General features: G+C 68.4%; 19 protein-coding genes. 9 read left to right on the forward strand and 10 right to left on the reverse strand.

Annotation, left to right across the window (positions count from 1 at the left end; translation table 11 throughout):
- Nucleotides 1-80 precede the first annotated feature (80 nt).
- Nucleotides 81-818 (reverse strand): cysteine hydrolase family protein, encoded by a 738-nt coding sequence (locus BMY69_RS13445; RefSeq protein ID WP_218143176.1) that lies wholly within the window; start codon nt 816-818, stop codon nt 81-83.
- Between BMY69_RS13445 and BMY69_RS13450 the strand changes: the two genes are divergently transcribed.
- The 3 genes from BMY69_RS13450 (at nt 803) to BMY69_RS13460 (ending at nt 5,468) form a co-directional block, all read left to right on the forward strand.
- Nucleotides 803-1,522: a response regulator gene (locus BMY69_RS13450; RefSeq protein ID WP_143070472.1), complete on the forward strand. Its 720-nt coding sequence runs from the start codon at nt 803-805 to the stop codon at nt 1,520-1,522. The two genes, BMY69_RS13445 and BMY69_RS13450, sit on opposite strands and share 16 nt — an antisense overlap.
- A gap of 188 nt (nt 1,523-1,710) precedes the next feature.
- Nucleotides 1,711-4,746: a sensor histidine kinase gene (locus tag BMY69_RS13455; RefSeq protein ID WP_177191173.1), complete on the forward strand. Its 3,036-nt coding sequence runs from the start codon at nt 1,711-1,713 to the stop codon at nt 4,744-4,746.
- A gap of 197 nt (nt 4,747-4,943) precedes the next feature.
- A complete protein-coding gene (locus BMY69_RS13460) occupies nt 4,944-5,468 on the forward strand; it encodes an anthrone oxygenase family protein (RefSeq protein ID WP_090179443.1) in 525 nt (174 codons plus the stop codon).
- On the opposite strand, the gene BMY69_RS13465 is transcribed toward BMY69_RS13460, so the two are convergent.
- The gene (locus BMY69_RS13465; protein WP_218143177.1) at nt 5,437-6,387 is read right to left on the reverse strand and encodes an MBL fold metallo-hydrolase; all 951 of its coding nucleotides are present in this window, start codon (nt 6,385-6,387) and stop codon (nt 5,437-5,439) included. The two genes, BMY69_RS13460 and BMY69_RS13465, sit on opposite strands and share 32 nt — an antisense overlap.
- A 161-nt stretch (nt 6,388-6,548) precedes the next feature.
- On the opposite strand from BMY69_RS13465, the gene BMY69_RS13470 reads away from it, so the two are divergent.
- A complete protein-coding gene (locus tag BMY69_RS13470) occupies nt 6,549-7,067 on the forward strand; it encodes a hypothetical protein (RefSeq protein WP_090179071.1) in 519 nt (172 codons plus the stop codon).
- Here BMY69_RS13470 and BMY69_RS13475 read toward each other — a convergent pair.
- Complete coding sequence (locus BMY69_RS13475; protein WP_090179074.1) at nt 7,051-10,131, reverse strand: sensor histidine kinase; 3,081 nt, start codon at nt 10,129-10,131, stop codon at nt 7,051-7,053. The two genes, BMY69_RS13470 and BMY69_RS13475, sit on opposite strands and share 17 nt — an antisense overlap.
- A gap of 160 nt (nt 10,132-10,291) precedes the next feature.
- On the opposite strand from BMY69_RS13475, the gene BMY69_RS13480 reads away from it, so the two are divergent.
- The gene (locus BMY69_RS13480) at nt 10,292-10,921 is read left to right on the forward strand and encodes a response regulator (protein WP_090179076.1); all 630 of its coding nucleotides are present in this window, start codon (nt 10,292-10,294) and stop codon (nt 10,919-10,921) included.
- 23 nt (nt 10,922-10,944) lie between these two features.
- Nucleotides 10,945-11,310, forward strand: a complete 366-nt coding sequence (locus BMY69_RS13485; protein ID WP_090179079.1) for a winged helix-turn-helix domain-containing protein — start codon at nt 10,945-10,947, stop codon at nt 11,308-11,310.
- Nucleotides 11,311-11,332: 22 nt separating this feature from the next.
- Here the strand turns inward: BMY69_RS13485 and BMY69_RS13490 are convergent, their stop codons facing one another.
- From BMY69_RS13490 to BMY69_RS13500, 3 genes are all read right to left on the reverse strand, one after another.
- The gene (locus BMY69_RS13490; RefSeq protein ID WP_090179082.1) at nt 11,333-11,656 is read right to left on the reverse strand and encodes a putative quinol monooxygenase; all 324 of its coding nucleotides are present in this window, start codon (nt 11,654-11,656) and stop codon (nt 11,333-11,335) included.
- Between the two features lie 57 nt (nt 11,657-11,713).
- Nucleotides 11,714-12,391 (reverse strand): type 1 glutamine amidotransferase domain-containing protein, encoded by a 678-nt coding sequence (locus tag BMY69_RS13495; protein WP_090053448.1) that lies wholly within the window; start codon nt 12,389-12,391, stop codon nt 11,714-11,716.
- Nucleotides 12,392-12,546: 155 nt separating this feature from the next.
- The gene (locus BMY69_RS13500; RefSeq protein ID WP_143070474.1) at nt 12,547-13,341 is read right to left on the reverse strand and encodes a hypothetical protein; all 795 of its coding nucleotides are present in this window, start codon (nt 13,339-13,341) and stop codon (nt 12,547-12,549) included.
- A gap of 111 nt (nt 13,342-13,452) precedes the next feature.
- On the opposite strand from BMY69_RS13500, the gene BMY69_RS13505 reads away from it, so the two are divergent.
- Nucleotides 13,453-14,295 (forward strand): AraC family transcriptional regulator, encoded by an 843-nt coding sequence (locus BMY69_RS13505; RefSeq protein ID WP_090179087.1) that lies wholly within the window; start codon nt 13,453-13,455, stop codon nt 14,293-14,295.
- Between the two features lie 54 nt (nt 14,296-14,349).
- The gene (locus BMY69_RS13510) at nt 14,350-14,757 is read left to right on the forward strand and encodes a DUF2000 family protein (protein WP_090179090.1); all 408 of its coding nucleotides are present in this window, start codon (nt 14,350-14,352) and stop codon (nt 14,755-14,757) included.
- Nucleotides 14,758-14,834: 77 nt separating this feature from the next.
- On the opposite strand, the gene BMY69_RS13515 is transcribed toward BMY69_RS13510, so the two are convergent.
- The 3 genes from BMY69_RS13515 to BMY69_RS13525 are packed head-to-tail and all read right to left on the reverse strand — an operon-like array spanning nt 14,835 to nt 18,783.
- Nucleotides 14,835-16,334, reverse strand: a complete 1,500-nt coding sequence (locus tag BMY69_RS13515; RefSeq protein ID WP_218143178.1) for an OprO/OprP family phosphate-selective porin — start codon at nt 16,332-16,334, stop codon at nt 14,835-14,837.
- Between the two features lie 14 nt (nt 16,335-16,348).
- A complete protein-coding gene (locus BMY69_RS13520) occupies nt 16,349-17,389 on the reverse strand; it encodes an alpha/beta hydrolase (RefSeq protein WP_090179093.1) in 1,041 nt (346 codons plus the stop codon).
- Nucleotides 17,386-18,783 (reverse strand): dicarboxylate/amino acid:cation symporter, encoded by a 1,398-nt coding sequence (locus tag BMY69_RS13525; protein WP_343124101.1) that lies wholly within the window; start codon nt 18,781-18,783, stop codon nt 17,386-17,388. Before BMY69_RS13525 ends, BMY69_RS13520 begins: the two co-directional genes overlap by 4 nt.
- A 53-nt stretch (nt 18,784-18,836) precedes the next feature.
- Between BMY69_RS13525 and BMY69_RS13530 the strand changes: the two genes are divergently transcribed.
- Entirely contained in the window at nt 18,837-21,458 is a 2,622-nt protein-coding gene (locus BMY69_RS13530; RefSeq protein WP_090179447.1) for a hybrid sensor histidine kinase/response regulator, read from the forward strand.
- Here BMY69_RS13530 and BMY69_RS13535 read toward each other — a convergent pair.
- Nucleotides 21,455-22,108, reverse strand: coding sequence for a LuxR C-terminal-related transcriptional regulator (locus BMY69_RS13535; RefSeq protein ID WP_090179099.1), 654 nt, complete (start codon nt 22,106-22,108; stop codon nt 21,455-21,457). The two genes, BMY69_RS13530 and BMY69_RS13535, sit on opposite strands and share 4 nt — an antisense overlap.
- Nucleotides 22,109-22,135: the final 27 nt, after the last annotated feature.

The following is a 22,135-nucleotide window of genomic DNA, read 5'->3' on the forward strand; positions in this document are numbered from 1 at the left end:
AGGTCCTCGTCTGATAGGTCATGGAGGACCAGGGCCCTCCTGACGGGTTGGATGCCGTCGCCGGCGGAGAGCTGTGCCGGTCAGGGATCGCTGGTGAAGGGAATGCGCGCCAGGAACTCACGCGTCGTGAGGAGCGCGTGGGCGTACGTCGGCCCATTGACTTCGTGCGCGTAGAACATCGCGTCGTGACTCAGGGCCGCCGTGGCATCGGTCACCAGGGTCACGTGGTAGCCGAGTTCGCTGGCGTGGCGGGCGGTGGTTTCCACACAGACATTCGCCATCAGGCCGATCACCACGACGTGGCTGATGCGCTGCTGCCTGAGCAGCACATCGAGGTCCGTGCCCACGAATCCATTGGTGCCCCAGTGCTCCTTCGCCACCGTATCGCCAGGGGCCGGCACGAAGTCCGGATGCCACTGGCCACCCCAACCGTTCTTCAGGAACGCCTGGGCCTGCGAGGTCACCTGCTGGTAGGGCGTAAGGTACTGCCAGCGATCGAAGTCGTTGGGTCCGGCGCGGTGGTGAGGCACGAAGAACAACGGCCATCGTGCGCAAGCGATCGCTTGCCGGATCCGGCGTAGGTTAGGCACCAGACCCACGGCGATGGCCACGTCGGCGACGCGCGGCCACAGTTTTCCGCCCTCGGACAGGAAGTCGTTGTACGCGTCGACCAGCAGCAGAGCGGTATGGCCTGGTGGATAGACCGGCCCCAGCGAATCCATGGCGATGTCTCCGGACGCGCGCCACCGGCGCGACCACACCAGCATCGCCGGCTCGTCGATCAGCCGCATCGCGGCGATGGGTGAGGTGCCGGTCATCCATTTGGGGGATAGCCGTCGCGGTGCCGGCTTGCGGTACATTCCATGTGACGACGTCGGCGGGCGTAGCGGAGTTGCACATGGCCATCCGGATACTGACCATCGACGATCATCCATTGGTCCGGCACGGCATCGCCGCCATGCTGGAAATCGAGCCCGATCTGGTCGTGGTCGACGAGGCGGGCGACGTCGAAGGCGGCCTGGAGAAATTTCGCCGTCTGCTGCCGGATATCGTGCTCGTGGACCTGCAGATGCCCGGTTGTAACGGCATCGAGTTCATCCGCCTGTTGCGAGGGGAGTATCCCGACGCACGGGTAGCGGTGCTGACGACGTTCGGCGGCGATGGCAACGCCCGCGAGGCGATCGCCGCGGGCGCTTACGGTTACCTGCTGAAAAGTTCGCTGCGTGGCGAGCTCATCGCCGCGTTACGCGACATCGCGCAAGGGAAGCGCTGCGTATCCGTCGAGGTGTCGCAGGAGATTTCCCGGCACATCGGCGAGGAATCCTTGACAGCCCGCGAGCTGACCATCCTCACGGCGCTGGCCCGCGGCTGGGAAAACAAGCGGATCGCCAGCGAAATGGGCATCTCGGCCGAAACCGTCAAATCGCACCTGGCGAGCATTTTCGAGAAGATCGATGCCGGCAACCGGACCGAGGCCTTCCAGATCGCGCTTCGCCGCGGATTGGTCCGGCTGGACGACTGAGTGACAGGGCGTAGGCAGCGGCCCGCTCGCTGGGACATACTCCGCCACGTCCAACCGGCGGGGGAGATCGCCGGCCACTTTCTTCCGAGTGCGTCTCGCCCATGGCTCGTCCGGTCGTCGTTACGCCTCATCGCCGGTCCGGTGGCCCACGCTTCGCCGCGCAGCGCCTCCTGCAGGCATGTCTTGCTGTGCTCCTGCTCGTGTTTGCCACCGCGGCGGCTGCCGTCTCGCCTGATCGCGCCTTGTCGCAGCTGAGGCACGATCGCTGGACCGCCGACGACGGCGCTCCGACTCAGATCATGTCGATCGCGCAGACGCCCGACGGATTTCTCTGGCTCGGATCGCGGCAGGGCCTCTACCGGTTCGACGGGACGCGCTTCGAGCGGATCGGCCGGATCGCGAACCAACCGATCGTCGATGACGACATTCTCAGCGTTTTTGCCGATGATGACGGTAGCGTCTGGATAGGATACGTGAGCGGCGGCATCAGCCGGTGGGGCGGCGCCCACCCCGCGAACTACGCCTATCAACGCGACGACGTTCCTCTGGGGTCCGTGATCGGATTCGGACGGGACGCGGGCGGCCGGTTGTGGGTCGCCACGTCGGTCGCGATCGCCTATCTGGATGTCGCCTCGGATACCTGGCGAAATGGCGCGGACATGGGTTTCGATCCGGCGTGGTCGCCACAACGGCTGTACGTCGATCGCGAGAAGGGCCTCTGGGTTGCATTTTCGGATGGAGGGAAGGCCGGTATCGCGCATCTGGCACCGGGTGCGAAACGGTTCGAGCGATCCACGCAGTCCATCGATCACCCGTTCTTCGACCAGGCGGCCGATGGCACGCTCTGGGCGGCGGACGAGTGGGGCGTTCGTCCCCTTTCGCGGGCGACGCCGGTGCCGGGACACGCCGGCGCGACGGTCAGCTGGCTCGCATCGGACTTCAAGGCCGCAGGGCTTCGCTTCGACCGTGACGGCGCGATGTGGCTCGCAACGGTGGACGGGATCGCCCGCGTGCGCGATCCGGCCAGGCTGCACGCGCCCGACCCCCGGCATCCTGCCCCATCGCCCGAATACTTCGGCACCGCTCAGGGACTTTCCTCCGAGGTCGTGTGGACCCTGTTCGAGGATCGCGAAGGCGATCTGTGGGCCGGCACGGCCAACGGCCTCGATCGCTTTCGCGACAACGCGCTGGCCGCGATCCGCATGCCTCGAAGAGACCAGGCGTTTTCCGTCGAAGCCGACGCGGCGGGCCGTATCTGGGCGGCCAATCCTGACCGCGGGCCGGCCATCGTCACGCCCGATCCCGACCAGGCCGCCGGCGCGCGCGTGCAGGAAATCGACGGGGCGCAGGCGGGCGTCACTGCGATGCATCGCGATGCCACGGGCATCCTCTGGGTGGGAGACGCGGACGGCGGGCTGTGGCGTAGCGACGGCACGCGGCTGCAGCCTGTCGCGTTGCCCCCGGAGGCGGACGGTGGCGGGCGGATCGTGACGTTGGCCAGCGATCGGGAAGGCGCGCTCTGGGTGAGCAAGGTCCATGGCGGCCTGCTGCGTTATCACGCGGGAACGTGGGAGGACCAGAACACCCGCTACGGGCTGGCACAACGGAGCACGCCGCGTGCCCTGACCGAGGACGCGCAGGGCCGGATGTGGTCCGATGCGGGACAGACGATCCGGGTCTTCGACAGGGGCAAGCGTCATGACTTCGATGACGCCGGGCCGGCGGTCGGTCGCATCGCGGTGCTTCGCGCCTGGAACCGCGAGCTGTGGATCGGTGGCGTGAAGGGCGTTTCCGTTCGCGTCGACGAGCGCTTTCGGCATCTCACCGGCCGCGGTGGCGAACCCTTCGAACGCACGGCCGGTATCGTCGTCTTGCCGAGCGGGGAGGCCTGGCTCGTCGGTCGGCCCGGCGTCACTCGAATTCCCGCCGACGAGATGGCACGCTGGCGCGCGCAGCCATCCTACGAGGTCGGGTTCGACCGCTTCGGTGCGCTGGACGGTTTGCGCGGCGCGACCGAGCAGAGTGGAGCGTCGCCGGTCGCGGCGGCCGACGGGGAGGGACGTGTCTGGTTCGCGACCAGCCGCGGCGTCCACTGGATCGATCCGCGGCACCTGATGTCCACCGACGGGCCACCGCCCGCCGACCCCGTCGTGCTGGCCTTGCGCATCGACGGGAAGCCCGCGCCGCTCGCCTCGTCGCTGACCGTGCCGGCGGGTAGCCAGGACCTGCAGATCGACTACACCGCGCCGTTCCTCCGCCAACCGGAGCGCGCCCGGTTTCGCTATCGTCTGGACGGACTCGACGGCGACTGGCAGGACGCGGGCGGACGTCGTGAGGCGCTCTACAGCAGACTTTCTCCGGGCACGTATCGATTCCGGCTGATGGCAAACGACGGGACAGCATCCTGGTCGGGGCGCGAAACCGGCCTGACCCTGGAGGTTACGCCGGCTTTCTGGCAAACCTGGTGGTTCGGGCTGACCGGCCTGCTGGTGGCACTGCTGCTCGTATGGTGGCTGGTGCGTTGGCGCGTGCAGATCGCGCGTGCAGGGCTGCAGCGAACGTATCGCGCTCGTGTCGTGGAGCGCGAGCGTATCGCTCGCGACCTGCACGACACGCTGCTGCAATCCACGCAGGCGCTGCTTTACCTGGTCGACGCCGCGAAGGCGCGACTCGAAAAGGGGGAAGGTCAGGCCGCGACGGACTCGCTTTCCCGAGCGATCAGGGAGGGCAACGCCGGGCTGGCCGAAAGCAGGGACCGCATCCGGGATCTTCGACGGAATCCGGTGGAACCCGAAACGCTGGAAACCGCTCTCCGCGCTTTGCCCATGAAACTGGACATGCCTCCGGCGCTCGTCTACGAGGTCGACGTGCGTGGCGAGCCGGTGACCTGGCATGCGCCGGAGCAGGACGAGGTCTATCGGATCGCGCGCGAGGCGGTCGCCAATGCCGTCCGGCACGCCGGTGCCGGTCGCATCGGCGTTCGGGTCGCTTACGGATGGCTCAGCGTGCGGGTCGACGTCAGGGACGATGGTTGCGGCATCCCCGGCGAGCTCCTTGCGCGTGGCAGTCGCGACGGACATTGGGGACTGACCGGCATGCACGAGCGGGCCAGGGTCCTAGGGGCCGCGCTTTCCGTCACGTCCCGGCCGGGGGAAGGCACCGTCGTACGGCTTCGCCTCTGGCGCTGGCGGGCGGTGAGGCGTGACGATCGGGGAGGGCCATGACCCGCCGCGCGGGTGACGTCGTCCCTGAGTCGTCGAGTACCCCGTCTAGCCGAGCAAGGACCTTCTTTCGCAGCCAGACACCTGGGAAGCTTGCCGGTCCGACCGCGACCTCCTAGCATCCGAGGGTAGCCAGGGGGCGCGTTTATTCGGCCGCCAGTGTCTGGGCAGGGAATGATGCGATGTCGCGAACCCGAGTCATGCAAGCGCTTCTATGGGCTTCGACGCTCGCGTGGGCCGTCGGCCTCGGCGCGAAGCTCTTCGACCTTGTCGTGGTCGCCGGCGCCTGGGGGGCATCCCCGCCCGGTTCCTTCGCGTTGTTGCCCTATGGGTCGAAATACCCCGTGACGCCTGGCGGATTCTTCCAGCCCTTGTCGGCCGTCATGGCGCTCGCGATGCTCGGCGCCCTGGTCGCCGGGTGGCGGCAACCTCGTCCACTCCGCCACTGGCTCATCACGGGTGCGGTCGCGTTCGTGCTGATCTGGGCGATCACGCCAACGGTCTTCTGGCCGATGATCAACGAGCAGTACTCCATCGCGACCGGTAAGGCGTCCGTCAGCGTGCCCGAGGCGGTCCACCTGACCACCCGATGGATAGCGTGGGATTCGTTTCGCATCGCGCTCATCGCCATCGGCTTCATCGCCTCCGTACGATCGCTCACCCTGGCGACACCGGGCCTTCCACCGGATGCGACTATTTCAGGCCCTCGTAAACGATCCGCGTGAAGAAGTCCGGCGTGATGAGGAACTTTCCGTAGACCGCGTCGTAGCGTGCCGTGGGCTTCGCGGCGATGACTTCCTCGAGTGACTTGCCCTGTTTCTTCAGCGCCGCCACGTTGTCACGGATGCCGGCCAGCATGTCGCGAAAATCCCTGAACTGCTTTTTCGTTCCCACGGGGCCGTGGCCCGGCACGAGGATCACGTCGTCGTCGAGCCGCGCGAGGATCGCGTCGTCGGCCTGGATCATCCCGTCGATACCGCCGCCGTGCTCGTTGTCGATGAACGGATAGACGCCGTTCCAGAACAGGTCGCCAAGCGCGGCGACGTTGGCTTCCTTGAAGACGACGTAGAGATCGGTATCCGTATGGGATGGCTGCAACAGTCGCACCTCCACCGTCTGGCCGGCGAAGCGATACGTCTTGTCCGCCGTGAGGATCTCGGTCGGCATCCCGTCCCTGGCGATCGCCTTGAACGTGTAATCCCACATCGTCACGTGCGTGTCGACGGCTAGCCGCTTCGCCGTCTCGCGCGTGGCGACGATCGTCGCGCCTTGTTCCGCGACCCATGGATTGCCGTCGGTATGATCCCAGTGGTAGTGCGTATCGATGACGTATTTCGGCGGCGCGCCGCTGATGGCCGCCAGCGCCTTCTCGACGCGGGGGCGGGACACGGCGATACCGGCGTCGACGAGGAGTTTCCCGTCCGGCCCGTTCAGCACGGTGATGTTGCCGCCAGAGCCGGATAGCATCGTCAGGGGGCCCCTGAGCGGTGTTGCGGTGATCGGCGTGGTCTGCGCGGCTTCGTTGATCGTGACGACCGGGCTGACCTGCCGGACCGCCTGGGCATGGGCGGCCGTGGCCACTGCGATGGCGACGGCGGGCAGGGCAACTGTCAGGATCAGGGCGGGGCGCATTGGCTTGTTCATGAGGACTCCCCAGGGCGGGACGTCGGTGGCCATGGGCATTGGGCACCCCGGAAGTCCGGGCGTCTTGTCGGAACCTCGGGGTTTTCGGAGAAAACGACCCTCCCGGCGCCCTGGCAAGCAACATGGGACAGCCGTCCCGGCAGCAAACGCGGTAAAACGTCGTGGACTTCCGCAACGAGGCCCGCCGTGCCGTGACCGCTCGCCGCCTGGTTCCCATCGTTCTGTGCGCGCTCGCGACCGTCGCGCATGCGGACCAAGAGTACGTCGACCCGGTGTTCTGCTATCGCGTGGTGCTGCCCGATGCCGCGGCACGAACGGTGCGCCACGACGACGGCGCCGTGTCGTTCGACGTCGCCGGCCCTTGCCCGGGCGCCGCGTGCATCCGGCTCGACATCGCGTCCGCCTACCATGGGGCCCCGCTTCCCTCCGGTTCGCTCGCTCGCGCGACCGGCACGTGGCGGGCGGTGTCGCGATCCGTGCGCGATGTCGCCGGCCAACGTTGGGAGCTGACGCGACGGACCCTTGGCGATCGGCGAGCGCAATCGTTCGAATACACCCATGCGCTGGACGGTTCACGTCACGTCGTGACCGTGCTGTACATGGAAGCAGGCAGGGCGCAGGCCCTCGACGCCGCGCATGCCGTGCTCGCGTCGTGGCGCTGGGTCAGTGCGTGCTTGTAGGTGGCACGCGACGTCCCGCTGCGCGCACGCGCGCATGCAGCGTGGGAAGGCGCAGCGGTGCGGCGATCGACACGTCGGTTCCCCTGGGGGAGGACGCGATGTCGAAGTGGGCGCCGATGCGCGCCGCGCGTTCGCGCATCCCCGTGATACCCCAGTGGCCCGCATCTGCCGCGCATCCATCGATCACGGTGGCGGCCATGCCCTGTCCGTCGTCGCGCACATGCGCGACGATGCCGCGCTCGGACGCCGTCAGGGAGGCCTCGATGCGCGACGCCTGAGCGTGCCGCACGGCATTGATCATTGCTTCCCTGACGATGGAGAGCACTTCGTCGGCGACGGCGGGATCCATCGCATGGTCGGCCACATGCGTGGACGTGTCGATCGGAATCGGCGACGCCTGGCGCAGCACGCGCGCGACCTCGCCGATCGCATCCAGCAGTTCACCGGTGGATTCGATCCGCGCCCGCAGTTCCCGCACCCGGTCGCGACCTTCGACGACGAAATCGCTCGCCAGCCGAAGGCTGTCGTCGAGCTGCTTCCTGAGCGGGTCGTCGCCCCGCAGGCTGGCCGCGATGGACTGGAACTTAAGGATGATGCCATAGATCGCCTGCAGGAGGGTGTCGTGCAGGTCGCGCGCGATGCGCTCGCGCTCTTCGTGCCGGACGCTCGCCTGCACACGGATCTCGCGCGCCATGGCGCGCGTCCTCGACACATAGGCGAGCCCGACCAGCGCGAGCAGGAGCAGCGCCACGACGGCACGAAACCACCACGTCTGCCAGAAGTGGGGAGCGATCGACAGCGACACCGTCGCGCCTTGCTCGTTCCAGACATCCTGGTCGTTCGAACCGATCACCTCGAAGCGGTAGGTGCCCGGGCCGAGGTTCGTGTAATACGCCTTGCGCCGCGTGCCCGGATCGATCCACGCCGCATCCTCGCCGACCAGCCGGTAGCGGAAGCGAACGCGCGACGGCGACGTGAGGCTCAGCGCCGTGTAGCCGATTTCGAGCGTGCTCACGCCGGCAGGGAGGTCCACGCTCGCCGAAAGCGGAAACGCCTTTTCGTTCGCGACGATCGAGCGGATGTAGACCGGCGGCCGCAGCCGGTTGCCACCGGGCGCGGCCGGGTCGAGCCAGTAGGCGTTCTCGTTCGTGAGGAACCAGAGGCGTCCGGCATCGTCGAGCGCCATCGTGCCGACCGGCTGCCCCTGGCGCGCGCTCCCCGCGATGCCGTCGCGGAAGTCGAAGACGCGCAACGCGGGCCGGTAAGCCGCATCGTCGAACGCGCGGCCGAGTTCGCCGTCGCCGAAGCGTACGACGCCGCGCCCCGCGTTGACCCAGACCTCGCCATCGCGCGTCTGCGCGATGCCGGTGACGCCGGTGAGCGCGGCGAAGTCGCGGTCGGTCAGCGAGCGGAGCTGGCCGTTGCGCAGGGTCGCCAGCCCCGCGCTACCGCCGAAGATCACGCCGGACCGCGTCGACGCGATCGTGTTGACGGGACCGATCTCGCGACCGGCCTCGAATCGATAGACGCGCTCGGCGCCCGACGGATCGACGTGCAGCAGCGCCCCGTCGCCGAAGCCCAGCCATACCGAGCCGTCGTCGGCGACGGCGCCGGTGGTGGGGCTTGCCTCCACGTCGCCGCTGCGCGGTCGCCACGGCTTCCACGCGCCACCGACCCATCGGTGCACTCCGAGGCCTTCGATCGACGTCCAGACCGCACCGTCCGGCGCCGAGGCGATGAACTTGAGCCGTGACGCGTAGAGGTGGCCGGGCAGGGGCACCTTGATGAGCCGACTGCCGTCGTATCGGTACAGATCGTGGAAGCCGATGATCCAGAGGGTGTCGTCCCGCTGGTGGAAGACACCGAGCACCGTGTCCGGGATGCCGTCGACGATCGTGGCGAAGCGCTCGCCATCGAGGCGATAGACGCGGTCGCTGTCCGAAAGCCAGAGCCGCCCAGCCGCGTCCTTGCCGATGCCCAGGTGCGCCTTCGGCGCGAGGTGGAAGTCGCGAAGGGTTCCGACGGGTCCGCGATGGTAGCTGTCGAGGCCCAGCCCGGTGCCGACCCAGACCGTTCCTTCGCGGTCGACGGCGACGGGGATCGCGGTATTGGCCGTCAACGACAGCGGTGCCTCGAACCTGTCGCCGATCGTCGCATCGACGACGTTCTCGCCGGCGCCAGGCAGCGCCTCCCGCGCGACGCGAAACACCGCGGCGTTGTCCAGCGCCGTCGCCCAGAGGCTGCCGCCATGGTCGAACGTCATGCGGGCGGCGGCGTGCGCGGCGCTGACGGGGAGGCGATCCGGATCCGTGGCCAACGGATGCGACGCCGAGAGGCCGGGCAGGGGGCGCGTGCCATGCAGGCGGTCCGATATCCATAACGTGCCTTCGCCGTTGATGGCCATCGTTGCTCCGGGGGCCAGCGCGACGTTGGTCGACTCGAAGCGCTTCGCACCCCGCGGGAGGTAGACCAGCCGGTTGACGGCGGCGACCCAAAGCGTGCCTTCGCGGTCCACGGCCACCCAGTCCGCGCGGTCCACCGGGTAGTTCCAGTCGCGTCCGATCGTGCGCCAGTGCGTGCCGTCGAAGCGGCCCAGCCCTTGTCCCGACGCCGCCCACACCTCGCCGTCGAGCCCCTCGGCGAAACCGTAGACCCATCCCGGTGGAAAGCCGTCGCGCGTGGTCCACGAGCGGAGGGTGCCGTTCTTCAGATGGGTGGCGCCGCCGTCGTACGAGCCGATCCACAAGCCGCCGTCGCGCATGAAGGCGAGCGCGGTGAGGTTCGTGGCCACGAGGTGCTGTCCCGACGAGGGCTGGTAGCGGCTGAACTCCACGCCGTCGAATCGATACAGACCGCTACCCGTGCCCAGCCATAGGTAACCATCGGGACCCTGTTCGATCGCGCAGATCGCCGGCGGCGCGCCATCCTGGATCGTCCAGGTCTGGTGCACGTACTGCGCCGGCTGGACGATGGCGGGTGGCACGCCGGCCGCGGCGACGGCGACGGGCACCAGCCACCACGCCAGCCATGGAATAACGCTTGGAATGAGGCGTTCGATGCGCACTCGCGGCCTGGCCCATGTGTCGGGGGAGCCGTTATATACCGGAGCCGGGCCGACACGATTGCCCGTTCCCCGCCTGGCGCGTCTACCCCATCGGGTAATTGCGCACGTTCACCCGTGCGTCGCCTAATGGAGTCAGAGAATATGGCGCAGGGAGCGAAGCGTGGGCAACGCGCGACCCATCCGGGTCCTCATCGTCGACGACCACCCGATGATGCGGGACGGGCTGCGTTCGACCATCGGCCCGGAGCCCGACATGCTCGTGGTGGGCGAAGCGGCCGACGGCTCGGACGCCATCGCCATGGTGGACGCGCTGTCGCCCGACGTGACGCTGCTGGACCTGCAGATGCCGAAGGTCGACGGTCTCCAGGCGTTGACGACGATACGCCGGCGGCATCCGTCCACGGGCGTGGTCGTGTTCACCGTGTATCCGGGCGACGCGCGCGTCACCCAGGCGCTGCATCTCGGTGCGACGTCGTACCTGCTGAAGTCCGCCAGCCGGGACGACATCCTCGAGGCCATTCGCGCCTGCGCCGTGGGACGGCAGATCGTCGCTCCCGAGGTCAGCGAGGCGCTGGCGGCACACCGCGGCATGGAATGCCTGACGGTGCGCGAGCTCGCGGTCCTGCGGCTGGTCAAGGAAGGCATGACCAACCGCCTGATCGCCGATTGCCTCTACATCACCGAGGACACGGTGAAGGCGCACATGAAGAGCATCCTCGCGAAGCTCGGTGCGACGGACAGGACGCATGCGGTCACCATCGCGTCGCGACGCGGATTCATCGATTCATGAGGCCCGAGGGCCGGGAGTTCACGATGAAAGCTGTCTACCTCTTCGGACCCTATCGGCTGGATCCGGCAAGGCGGAGCCTTCTGCGCCACGGCGCCGAAGTCGTGCTGGGAAGCCGGGCGTTCGACACCCTGGTCGCCATCGTCGAGGGTCGCGGTGCGATCGTCTCGCCACGCGAGATCATGGCCAAGGCGTGGGGTGGTCTCGTGGTCGGCGATTCCAACGTGCGCGTGCAGATCGCGAACCTCCGCAAGGCACTGGGTTGCGGCAAGGACGGCGGTCGATACATCGCGAGCGTCGCGGGCCGTGGCTACTGCTTCGTCGCCGACATCGAGCAGGTCAGGGAAACGGTGCGCGTCGCGGGCGGCATGGACCTCGTTCGCGTCGCCTGACCGCCGTGGTGATCCGGCGGCGTCAACCGTCGCCGGCGACGTCGAAAGGCACCACGAGATGGGCCTGCCGCTCCGCCAGGCCCCCGACGAGGGACAGATAGTGCGCGAAATGCGCGCTCGCGCGATGGGCCGCGACGGCGTCGGCGTCGACGTAGAGCTCGTCGAGCACGAAGCGCCCCGGCTGCTCCGGATCGCGCCAGATGTCCCAGCGAAGATTGCCCGGCTCGGCGCGCGACGGGGCCACCATGCCGCGCAGGAGCTCACCGAGCGCCCCCTCGCTTCCGGGCCTGGCGGTAAGCACCGCCTGGATCTTTCGCCGCGATGTCGTCAGTGCCGTCTGGTTCATGGGAAACATTCCGGGGCAGGGAGCATGGGTTCGTCCGGTGACAGGGGAAGCGACCGGTCAGTCGACCTTCGCCAGCGCCTCGGCGATCGCCTTGCCGACGAGGGTGCCGGAGGCGGGGTTCTGCCCGGTGATCAGCCGTCCGTCGACGATATGGTACGGCTGCCAGGGCTCGACGCAGCTGTAGTCGGCACCCGTTTCCCGAAGCACACCCTCGAGATCGAAGGCGACGTCGCGCGCGGCGTAACCGTCCTCTTCGGCCTTGGAGAACGACGTCAGCTTATGGCCTTTCACGAAAGGCGTGCCGTCGTCCAGACGTGCGCCCAGGAACGCCACCGGCCCGTGGCACACCGCCGACACGATCTTGCCGCCGCCCCACGCCCGTACGACGGCGCGCTTCACGTAGCGATCCTTCGCGATGTCTTCCATGGGGCCAAGACCGCCGGGGAAGAAGATTGCGTCGTAGTCGAGCACGTCGACTTCCGACAACCTGCGGCTGCTCTGCAGACGCCGATACGCGGCGCTCTCGCGAAACTTCGCCTGCACCGGGTCCTTCGGATCGAACCCGTCTTCCGGGACGATCCCGCCGAGCGGCGAGGCGAACTCCACCGCGACGCCGGCATCTTCGAGCACGTCGAAGGGATGGGCGATCTCGGGGAAGAAGAAGCCGACGGTCCGCTCGAAAGGCCCCAGGACGGCGGTGTTCGTGGCGATGCAGAGAACGTGCTTGACGCGCATGGTGGTGGCTCCGGCGATGTCGTGGGATGGGCGGCTCGGGCGGTCTCGCGGTACGACTCTCGATGTAACACCCCGTCCCCACCGGCGCTCGTAAAGCCTGGCAAAGCGTCGTGTAGAGGCGTAAAGCCAGCGAGCCGCTCGTGCCACGCCTCGCGTCAGCGCGTGCAGCGACCCGCGAGCGGCAGGCGCCGCGCCGCTTCGACCTGGGCGAGCGAGGCTGGCGGTCGATCGTCCTCCGGCGTGAAGACGATGCGCACCTTCTGCGTCTTCCCGTCGTCTCCCCTGACGTTGCTCAGCCCCTCGAAGCCGACCAGTCGCCGGGTGTCCGCCGTATACACGAGGGTGACTTTCGGTGCGATGGCGCCCAGCCAGCCGTCCAGCGCCATGCGGAAGCGGCGCACCCGTGCCGATGGGTCGTCCGCACCGTCGGGGCGGATGTTCAGCCCCAGGTCGTCCCCGTGGCTCGGCACGACGAAGCGCGCGCTCAGCCCCTTCGGCGCGGAGATCGTGTCCCAATGCATGCGCACGAAATCGTCGAAGCCGGCGTCGACGACGGTGTCAGGGTGCACCGCCAGAGTCGCCGTGTCGGTGTTGTCGGAGCGGCCGTCGACGACCGTCGTCGACAGCTGGCGGCCGTCAACCCTGACGCGTTCGCGATAACCGGTTCGCCCGTCTTCGTAGTCGACGTCGGGCAACCACGGTGTGTTCGCATAGCGCAGGTACTTCCGCGCGAAGGGACGCCCGTCCGTGCAGCGGTAGAGGACCAGCCGCTCGCGCGAGGCGCCCTCGTCGACGATCCAGTGTTCCTCGCTGTAGAGGATCGCGCCCGAACCGGGCGCGTAGGCCGTCCCGGTGTAGTGGGACGTGGTCGTCCCCGAGGCTCCCGCCGGAGCGGCCGCCATCAGGAAGGCCACGCCGAGCCAGGACGTGCCCCTCGACCCATGCCTCATGCTCAGACCCCTCACGCGACCACCGTTGGAAGGTCATACGCGGGGCCGGCGGTTTTGGATGCATAGGCATCGGGTTGCGACCACCCGGCACGGCGGGTGCATACTGGGCGCATGCCCCGCGCTTCCCGCAGCACCAACGACTGGTTCCACCTCCGTCGCGACGCCGAGACCGGCATCGAGAGCGTGCAGGCGCACTTCGAGGGCCATGCCTATGATGCGCACGCGCATGACGAGATCCTGATCGGCGTGACGCAGCAAGGCGTGCAGCGCTTCCGTTGCCAGCGCACCACGCTGACGAGCACGCGGGGCAGGGTGATCCTCATCGAGCCCGGCGCCGTGCACGACGGGGATGCGATCGACGAGGGTGGCTTCACCTACGCCATGCTCTACGTGCCCCAGGCGTGGCTACGTACGACGCTGGAGGAGCGCGGGTCGGCCGCCGCGTCGGCGTTCGCCGGCCGCTTCCGCGCGACGCTGTGCGACGACGAGCGCCTGCGCGACGCCATCGTCCGCGCCTTCGCCGCCATCGCCGGAGCGGAAGGCCGCCTGGTGCGCGATCTGAGCCTGCACCGCATGGTGGACCACCTGTCGGGACACTGGGATCATCGAGCGTCGCGATCCGCGCCGGAAGGCGGCGCGGCGTTGCGTGCGCGCGATTACCTGCATGCGCACATGGCCAGTGACGTCGGTCTGGACGAGCTTGCCACCGAGGCCGGCCTGGACCGCTTCCGGCTGCATCGGCAGTTCACGGCCGCCATCGGGCAGTCGCCACACGCGTACCTGGTCAGTCTGCGTCTGCGCGCCGCGCGCGATCGCCTGGCGCGCGGAGAAGCCCCGGCGGACGTCGCTTCGGCCGTGGGATTCGCCGACCAGAGCCATCTCGGCCGCTGGTTCCGCCGCGCCTTCGGCAGCACGCCCGGCGATTACCAGCGGGCCTGCACAAACGTTCTATAGGCCCGTCGCCGACGCACCGATGCTCGGGGACAACGAAGCCGACGAGACCGTTCGATGTTCGATACCAAGGTGGCACTGGTCGTGCGCGACGACCTGATGACATGGCAGAAACTCAACGTGGTGGCGTTCCTCGCGACGGGCGTCGCGGCCGGGGCGCCGGATGCGCTCGGCGACCCGTACGTCGACGCCGCCGGCACGACGTACGGCCGCATGCTGATCCAGCCGATGATGATCTACGCCGCCGATGTCGACGCGCTGCGCAAGGTGCATCGCAAGGCGCTGGAGCGCGAACTGGCGATCGTGCCGTACGTGGCGGCGATGTTCCGTACCGGCCACGACGCGGACAACCGCCGCGCGTTCCGGGAGGAAAACATCGACGCCATGGACTTCGTGGGCCTCGCGGTTCGCGGGCCGAAGAACGCCGTGGACAAGACCGTCAAGGGCCTGTCGCTGCACGCGTGACGCCGTCGGCGGGCGGGACCGGCGATCTCGGATCCGGAGACGCTCATGTCGCCGGACATTCCGGGAAACGCCGCGACCTAGAACACCACCTGGGCGCGCATGGACAGCGTATTGCCGGCGTCCGGGCCCTGGAAGCCGCCCACCTTGTTGTCGGTGTTCCAGTGAACGTAGTTGAGCATGAGCCGCGACCAGTCGTTGAGGTACCAGTTCAGGCCCAGCGTATAGCTCTTGCCCGTGCCGCCGCGTGGCGCGTCGGCGTAATCGTAGTGGTCCACGCGGCCCGCCAGTTCGAAGGCGCCCCATCCACCCGAAGTCACAGGGTCGTTCACCTTGACGGCCTTCCAGCTTCCCGAGCGCTGCGAGAACCCGGGCGCCTCGCCGGTGATCATCCAGCCCGCCGCGAACGACGAGCCGTGGCGACTCACCGAATCGGCGGTCCTGGAATCGATGGTGCGCTTGCCGTACTCGTTCATCATCCAGAAGTTTCGATAGACGCCGCCCAGTTCGAAGCCCTTGCCGTGGTCCTGCGTCGGGTTGGCGATCGAACTGGCCGAGACCGCGAGGTTGTCGTTGTAGTCGGCGGCGATGGCCGGCGTGTTGTTGATGCTGGTGACGCCGTCGCTGATCTTCTCGTAGTAGTACCAGCTACCCACGTGGAGGAAGCCGTCGGCACCCTTGACGGGATTCCAGTGCGCGCGCGTGAGGTACGTGGTGCTGTCGGTGTTCGACCCCGATGTCGAACTGTTCGGCGAATTACCGCTGATGGAGAGGCTGGCATGCCAGCCGTCGCCCCACATGCGCATCTGGGCGCCCAGGCCGAAGTAGCTGACCACCGGCTGGCCCACGGCCGTCGCCGCGTTGCGCAGCATGAAGGGCACGCGCGCGGATTCGGACGAACCTTCGGTGCCGAGGTCCTTCAGGAAATTGCCGAGGTAGAACCGCGTACGCTGACCGAAGACCTGCGTCGTGTAAGTGAGATAGGTCTGCCGTAGCGCCACCTCGTTGTCCGCGAAATCGGCTTCCACGTGGTAGCCGAGTGCACCGATGGTGCCTTCGCCGCCGAGGCGTGCGCTGGTGACCTGCGAACCGGTGATGTTGCGCGATTCGAAGTTCGAGCCCGAGGTGCGGCTCACATCGAACAGCAGGCGGCCGTCGGGCTTGAAGGTGAAGAAGCCATCGTCGCTGCGGAACGTGGGGCCTGCTTCGCCACCGCGGCCCCAACGCACGCCGGAGCCGCCACCCGCCGACCCACCACCGTTGCCCCGCGCCAAGGCCACGGCCATCTCGCTTTCGCGCGTGTCCGCGATGGCGTTGCCGACCTGGGCGTCGCGACGACTCGATTCATCGCCTGCCGCGACAGCGGTGGTCCCGGTGTGCTCCGCCGCGATTGCGCCCTGCGTGTTATGGCCCTCCACCGCGGAGAGCCGCTGCTTCAGCTCCTTGATCTCGGCGGCCTGCGCCTTGATCAGCCTGAGCAGTTCGGCGTTGCTGACTTCCTGCGCGGCCAGGGCAGGCATGGCGGCACCGGCGAACAACACCGCGGCCAGCGCCGGGTAGAGACGGGACGTGATTGTCATGATCGTTTCCCCGCTCAGTTGTTGTCGTCGTCGTTGCCAGCGTCGTCGGGCGACGCGGCAGGCGCGGATCCGATGGGCGTCGACGCGGCGGGATTCGCGAACGGGCTGGCGTCGACGGCGCTGAAGAAGCCGTGGCGGCGCGCCCACGCGGCGAACAGACGCGGCCATGCCGATGGCGCGCTGCCTGGATCGCCCAGACCCCACCCGTGGCCACCCTTGTCGAAGACGTGCAGTTCGGCGTCGACGTCGTTCTTGCGCAAGGCGTCGAACATCACGAGGCTGTTCCCGACATTGGCGATGGGGTCGTCCGCCGCCTGGGCGAGGAACGTCGGCGGCGTGTCGTGGGTGACGTGCAGCTCGACCGAATACGCCTGCACGGCGTCGCCCTGCGTCGACAGCTCGCGGAACGATCGCGTCGTGTCGAAAGGCGTCCGCAGCGAGACGACGGGGTAGATGAGTCCGGCGAAGTCAGGGCGCGCCGAAAGCGTGTCGCTGGCGTCCACCGCGGGGTAGAACGCAGCGGCGAAGCGCGTCTCCGCGATGCCGGCGAGATTGCCGCCCGCGGAGAATCCGAGCACGCCCACGCGCTTCGGATCGATGCCCAGCTCCTGCGCATGCGCCCGGACGAGGCGGATGGCCCGCTGCGCGTCCTGGAACGGCGCGACGGCCGGCCAGCGGTCGGCGGGCAGGCGGTAATAGAGCACGACCGGGGTGACGCCGAGCGCGGCGAGCCAGCGTGCCGTCGGCATCACTTCGTGACCGATGCCGATACGGAAGTACCCACCTCCACCGACGATCACGACGGCGGCGCCATTCGGGCTGGCCGGCTTGTACACCTCGATACGCGGCTTACTCACGTTGGACACCGCGCCCACGCCGGTGCCGGTCTGGCCGACGCGTTCGGGACCGCTTGGGCCACCACCGCCCGGCGGCGGGCCCGGCCACAGGTCGTACGAGACGGGCTTGCCGGGTTGCACGGTGGAATCCGCGACCGCGGTACCGGTGCAGGCGAGGGCGACGACGGCTGCGAGCAGCGCGGCGCGAACGAGGGTCATGGCTGTTTCCCCTGGGTGGCGATGATCGACGGCGTGCCGCTCTCCCCGGCACGATTGGCAAGGGCATCGCCGAGAGCGGCGCGGTCGAGCGCGCCCTCCCAGCGCGCGACCACGATGGTGGCCACGGCATTGCCCACGAAGTTGGTGAGCGAGCGGCACTCGCTCATGAAGCGGTCGACGCCGAGGATCAGCGCCATGCCTGCCACCGGCAGCGACGGCACCACGGAAAGCGTCGCTGCGAGCGTGACGAAGCCGGCGCCGGTCACGCCGGCCGCGCCCTTCGAACTCACCATGGCCACCAGCAGCAGGGCCACCTGTTCACCCAGCGTCAGCGGCGTGTTGGTCGCTTGCGCGATGAACAGCGCGGCGAGCGTCATGTAGATGTTGGTGCCGTCGAGGTTGAACGAATAGCCGGTGGGCACCACGAGGCCCACCACCGACTTCTCGCACCCCGCGCGTTCCATCTTTTCCATCAGGGAGGGAAGGGCGGCCTCCGATGACGACGTGCCGAGCACGAGCAGCAACTCGTCCTTCAGGTAACGCAGCAGCTGGAAGATCGAGAAGCCCGTGGCGCGTGCGACGCCGCCGAGGACGACGAGCACGAACAGGAGCGCGGTCGCGTAGAAGGTGGCGACCAGGTACATCAGGTTAGACAGCGATCCGATGCCGTAGCGGCCGATCGTGAAGGCGATGGCGCCGAACGCACCGATGGGAGCGGCCTTCATCAGCAGGTGCACCAGTTTGAACACCGGCGCCGTCAACGCGTCGAAAAAGACCACCACCGGCCTGGCCCGCTCGCCGGCCAGCGTCAACGAGACGCCGAACAAAACCGCGAACAGGAGCACCTGTAGGATGTTGCCCGACGTGAACGCGCCCACCACCGTGTCGGGGATGATGTCGAGCAGGAAGTGCGTGAGCGTCATGTCGTGCGCTTTCGACGCGTACGCGGCGATCTCGCGGGTGGACAGCGAAGCCGGGTCGATGTTCAGGCCGCGGCCCGGCTGCACCACGTTCGCCACGACCATGCCGACGATGAGCGCCAGCGTCGAGAACACGAGAAAATAGACCATGGCCTTGAGCACCACCCGGCCCACGGCGTTGAGGTGCGGCATGCCCGCGATGCCGGTGACCACGGTGAGGAAGATCACCGGGGCGATCACCATCTTCACCAGCTTGATGAAGGCGTCGCCAAGCGGCTTCAGCTGCTCGGCGACGGCGGGCGCGAAGTGGCCGAGCAGGGCGCCGGCGGCGATCGCCACCAGCACCTGTACATAGGTCTGACGGTAGAAGGGGACCGGCGCGGCCGGGGTGGTGTCCTGCACGTGCATGGCGGGTTCGGCTGGGGGCAAGGGTATGCTTTGTAGCCCGCCACGGCCCCCAACCCCATAGCACATTCCGGCTAGTCGCCCTCCGGCCGTGCGACGATGCCCGTCCACCTATGGCCCAGATCCGCTCATCCCGCGCCCTGCGAATCCTCGTGCTCCTGCTGCTCGTGGCGGGCAGCGCGGCACTGGGCGGGTGGTACGCGTGGCAGCGGACGCTGCTGACCATCGACGCGCAGGCCGGCGACCGCCTCCGCCTCCATGCCCTGGCGGTGCAGCGCCTGATCGACCGGTACCGCGTGCTGCCTCGGGTGCTCGCGCTCGATCCGGAGCTGCGGACGGCCCTCGAAGGGCCGCCCGATGCGGTCGACGGCGCCGCCCTCAATGCGAAGCTCGACCAGGCGAACGGCGCGGTCCGCGCCTCGACGCTGACCCTGCTCGATCGCCACGGCCGCGCCCTGGCCGCGAACAACTGGAACACCCCGGAGAGCAACGTCGGGCTGGACTATGCGTTCCGGCCGTATTTCCGCGACGCGATGCGCGACGGCCATGCCATGTTCTACGCGCTGGGCGTTTCCACCAACGTGCCGGGCTACTTCATCGCGGAGGCGGTAGAGGACGCGACGGGCCACCGCATCGGCGTGGTCGTGCTCAAGATCTCGCTGGATGCCTTGCAGGAGGACTGGGCACGCGGGGACGACGTCGTGTTCCTCTCGGATGCGCACGGTGTCGTCTTCCTCGCGAATCGGCCGGCGTGGGTGTACCGCGCGCTGCATCTCCTCTCGACGGCCGATGCCACCGCCATCGCGGGCACGCGCCAATACGGCATGCGGCCATTGCAACGAGTGGAATGGAAGGTGCTGGAACCATCGGCGCGCGGGATCCTCCGGGTCAGGGTGACCTCGCCCGGGCTCGACGAGGACACGATCTGGCGCTCGCTGACCATGCCGCAGCAAGCGTGGACCCTGCACCTGCTCGCCGACGCCGGCCCCGCGACCGTCGCGGCGCGCCATGCGGTGTTCGCCGTCATCGCGGCGTGGCTGGCCGTGCTGCTGCTGGGCCTGTTCCTGCAGCAGCGCCTGCGGCTGAGCCGCTTGCGGCAGCGCAGCCGCGAAGAACTGGAACGGATGGTCGCGCACCACGCATCCGCGCTTCGCTCCGCCCAGGACAGCATCGTGGCCGCGGCCCATGAGGCCGCGGGAGGCGGTCGCGGCAATCTCGAGCACCTTCCCCAGGGCGTCAGCGTGGTCGACGCGGGGCTGCGCCTCGTCGCGTGGAACTCGCGATATCAGGCGATCTTCGGTTTTCCGGACGAGTACATGCGCGTCGGGCGTCCCATCGAAGACCTTTTCCGTTTCAACGCGCGCCGCGGACTGCTCGGTCCCGGCGACACGGAAGAGGCGATCGAGCGCCGCCTGCAGTATCTGCGTGCCGGCAGCCCGCACATGTACGAGCGCGAGCGTCCGGACGGCACCACGCTCGAGATCCGCGGCAATCCCCTTCCGGACGGCGGCTTCGTGACCAGCTATGCGGATATCACGGCCTACAAGGCCACGGCACGCGAACTGCGCAGCCTGGCCTCGTCGCTGGAGCGCCGCGTCGAGGAGCGCACGCGCGACCTGATCGAAGCCAAGGCCGAGGCCGACAAGGCCAATCGCTCGAGAACGCGCTTCGTGGCGGCGGCGGTGCACGACCTGCTCCAGCCGTTGAACGCCGCGCGCATGTTCATCGGCAGCCTCGCGTCCAGCGGACTCGATACCGAACGCCGCGAACTCGCCGAGCGCGTGCGCAGCGCGCTCGACACGCAGGACGAGCTGCTGGCCAGCCTGCTCGACATGTCGCGACTCGAAGGCGGCGCCGTGGCGCCGCGATTCACCAGCGTGCCGCTGGATGCCCTGCTGCGCGACGTGGCGCGACAATCGGCCGTGCTCGCATCCACACGGGGCCTGTCGCTCGCCTACGTGGGCACGTCGCTCACCGTGCGCAGCGATGCGCTGCTGCTTCGCCGGGTGCTGCAGAACTTCCTCAGCAACGCCATCCATTACACGCCGCGCGGGCGCGTCGTGCTCGGCGTGCGCCGTGCCGCGGGGCAGGCGCGCATCGAGGTATGGGATACGGGTGTCGGCATTCCGGAGCCGAAGACCCGGGCGATCTTCGAGGAGTTCCTCCGCCTGGACAACGGCGTGGATCGCGACCGGCGCAGCGCGGGTCTGGGCCTGTCGATCGTCGACCGCATCGCGAGGCTGCTCGGCGCGACAGTGGCCGTGCGCTCATGGGAGGGGAAGGGCAGTGTGTTCTCGATCACGCTGCCCCTGGCCGATGCCGACGCGTCGTCGCCCGTGCACACGGTGACGAACGATGACGATTCACCCTTCGCGGGCAAGCGCGTCCTCGTCATCGACAACGATCCCCTCACGCGTCGCCAGGCCATGGACCTGCTCGCAGGCTGGGGTTGCGACGTGCAGGGCGTCGACAGCGAGCCCGGCGCCTTGCGCTTCGCAGAGACGGACCACGCGCCGGCACTGATCCTCATGGACGATCCGCTCGACGGTCGCGAAGGCGACGCCTTGCGTGAAGCCATGGCGGCGCGCTGGGGGGCCTTGCCGCCCACCGTGCTGATGGCGGCATCCCCGCGGCAGGCCGACGTCGAGCGCGCATCGGCGCACGGACTGCGCTACCTCGTGAAACCGCTGGCCCCAGCGCGCCTGCGCGCCGTGATGACGCGATTGCTGATGGTAACCGGCTAGCCTGGGTGCGAGCGTTCCACGCCGTCGTCGAGGTCCAGTGACTTCACCAGCACCGCGGCCTGCGTGCGCGAGCGGCATTCGAGCTTCGACAGCACGGCGGTGACATGGATCTTCACCGTGTTCTCCGCCAGCCCCAGCTCCGCGGCGATCTGCTTGTTGAGCAACCCCTCGGCCAGGAGCATGAGCACGCGGAACTGTTGGGGCGTGAGGCTCGCCAGGCGTGCCGCGAGCCTGGCGTCATCCTCGCTGCGTTCCGACCGGGCGCCGATGAAGGCGGTTCCGCCTTGCATCACCGTGAGCACCGCTTCGCGCAGCACATCCGCAGGCGCCGATTTCGACACGAAACCGGCCGCGCCGAATTGCTCCGCGCGGCGCACATTGCGTGGATGATCGTTGGACGACACCACCAGCACGGGAATGTCGGGGTGTTCGCCGCGCAGCCACAGCAGCGACGAGAATCCCATGGCGCCGGGCATGGTCAGGTCCAGCAGCACGAGGTCGACAGGCTCACCCCTCGCGAGCACGGCCTCCATGCCGCTATGGCTGCCGGCCTCCAGCGCCCTGCCATCCGCCAGCAACGTGGCCAGTGCATGGAGCATCGCCCCGCGAAACATCGGATGGTCGTCGGCAATCAGAAGAGTCAGTGGCATGGGCACGTTCTGGGTGTGATGTCGGTG

The sequence above is a fragment of the Luteibacter sp. UNC138MFCol5.1 genome, from assembly GCF_900110505.1.
Taxonomy (GTDB): Bacteria; Pseudomonadota; Gammaproteobacteria; order Xanthomonadales; family Rhodanobacteraceae; genus Luteibacter.

Coding starts and splice junctions, on each gene's coding strand:
- BMY69_RS13460 (WP_090179443.1), top strand. CDS start 4,944: ATGCAAGCGCTTCTATGGGCTTCGACGCTCGCGTGGGCCGTCGGCCTC.
- BMY69_RS13490 (WP_090179082.1), bottom strand. CDS start 11,656: ATGAACCAGACGGCACTGACGACATCGCGGCGAAAGATCCAGGCGGTG.
- BMY69_RS13500 (WP_143070474.1), bottom strand. CDS start 13,341: ATGAGGCATGGGTCGAGGGGCACGTCCTGGCTCGGCGTGGCCTTCCTG.
- BMY69_RS13485 (WP_090179079.1), top strand. CDS start 10,945: ATGAAAGCTGTCTACCTCTTCGGACCCTATCGGCTGGATCCGGCAAGG.
- BMY69_RS13520 (WP_090179093.1), bottom strand. CDS start 17,389: ATGACCCTCGTTCGCGCCGCGCTGCTCGCAGCCGTCGTCGCCCTCGCC.
- BMY69_RS13535 (WP_090179099.1), bottom strand. CDS start 22,108: ATGCCACTGACTCTTCTGATTGCCGACGACCATCCGATGTTTCGCGGG.
- BMY69_RS13505 (WP_090179087.1), top strand. CDS start 13,453: ATGCCCCGCGCTTCCCGCAGCACCAACGACTGGTTCCACCTCCGTCGC.
- BMY69_RS13495 (WP_090053448.1), bottom strand. CDS start 12,391: ATGCGCGTCAAGCACGTTCTCTGCATCGCCACGAACACCGCCGTCCTG.
- BMY69_RS13515 (WP_218143178.1), bottom strand. CDS start 16,334: ATGACAATCACGTCCCGTCTCTACCCGGCGCTGGCCGCGGTGTTGTTC.
- BMY69_RS13510 (WP_090179090.1), top strand. CDS start 14,350: ATGTTCGATACCAAGGTGGCACTGGTCGTGCGCGACGACCTGATGACA.
- BMY69_RS13465 (WP_218143177.1), bottom strand. CDS start 6,387: ATGAACAAGCCAATGCGCCCCGCCCTGATCCTGACAGTTGCCCTGCCC.
- BMY69_RS13445 (WP_218143176.1), bottom strand. CDS start 818: ATGACCGGCACCTCACCCATCGCCGCGATGCGGCTGATCGACGAGCCG.
- BMY69_RS13525 (WP_343124101.1), bottom strand. CDS start 18,783: ATGTGCTATGGGGTTGGGGGCCGTGGCGGGCTACAAAGCATACCCTTG.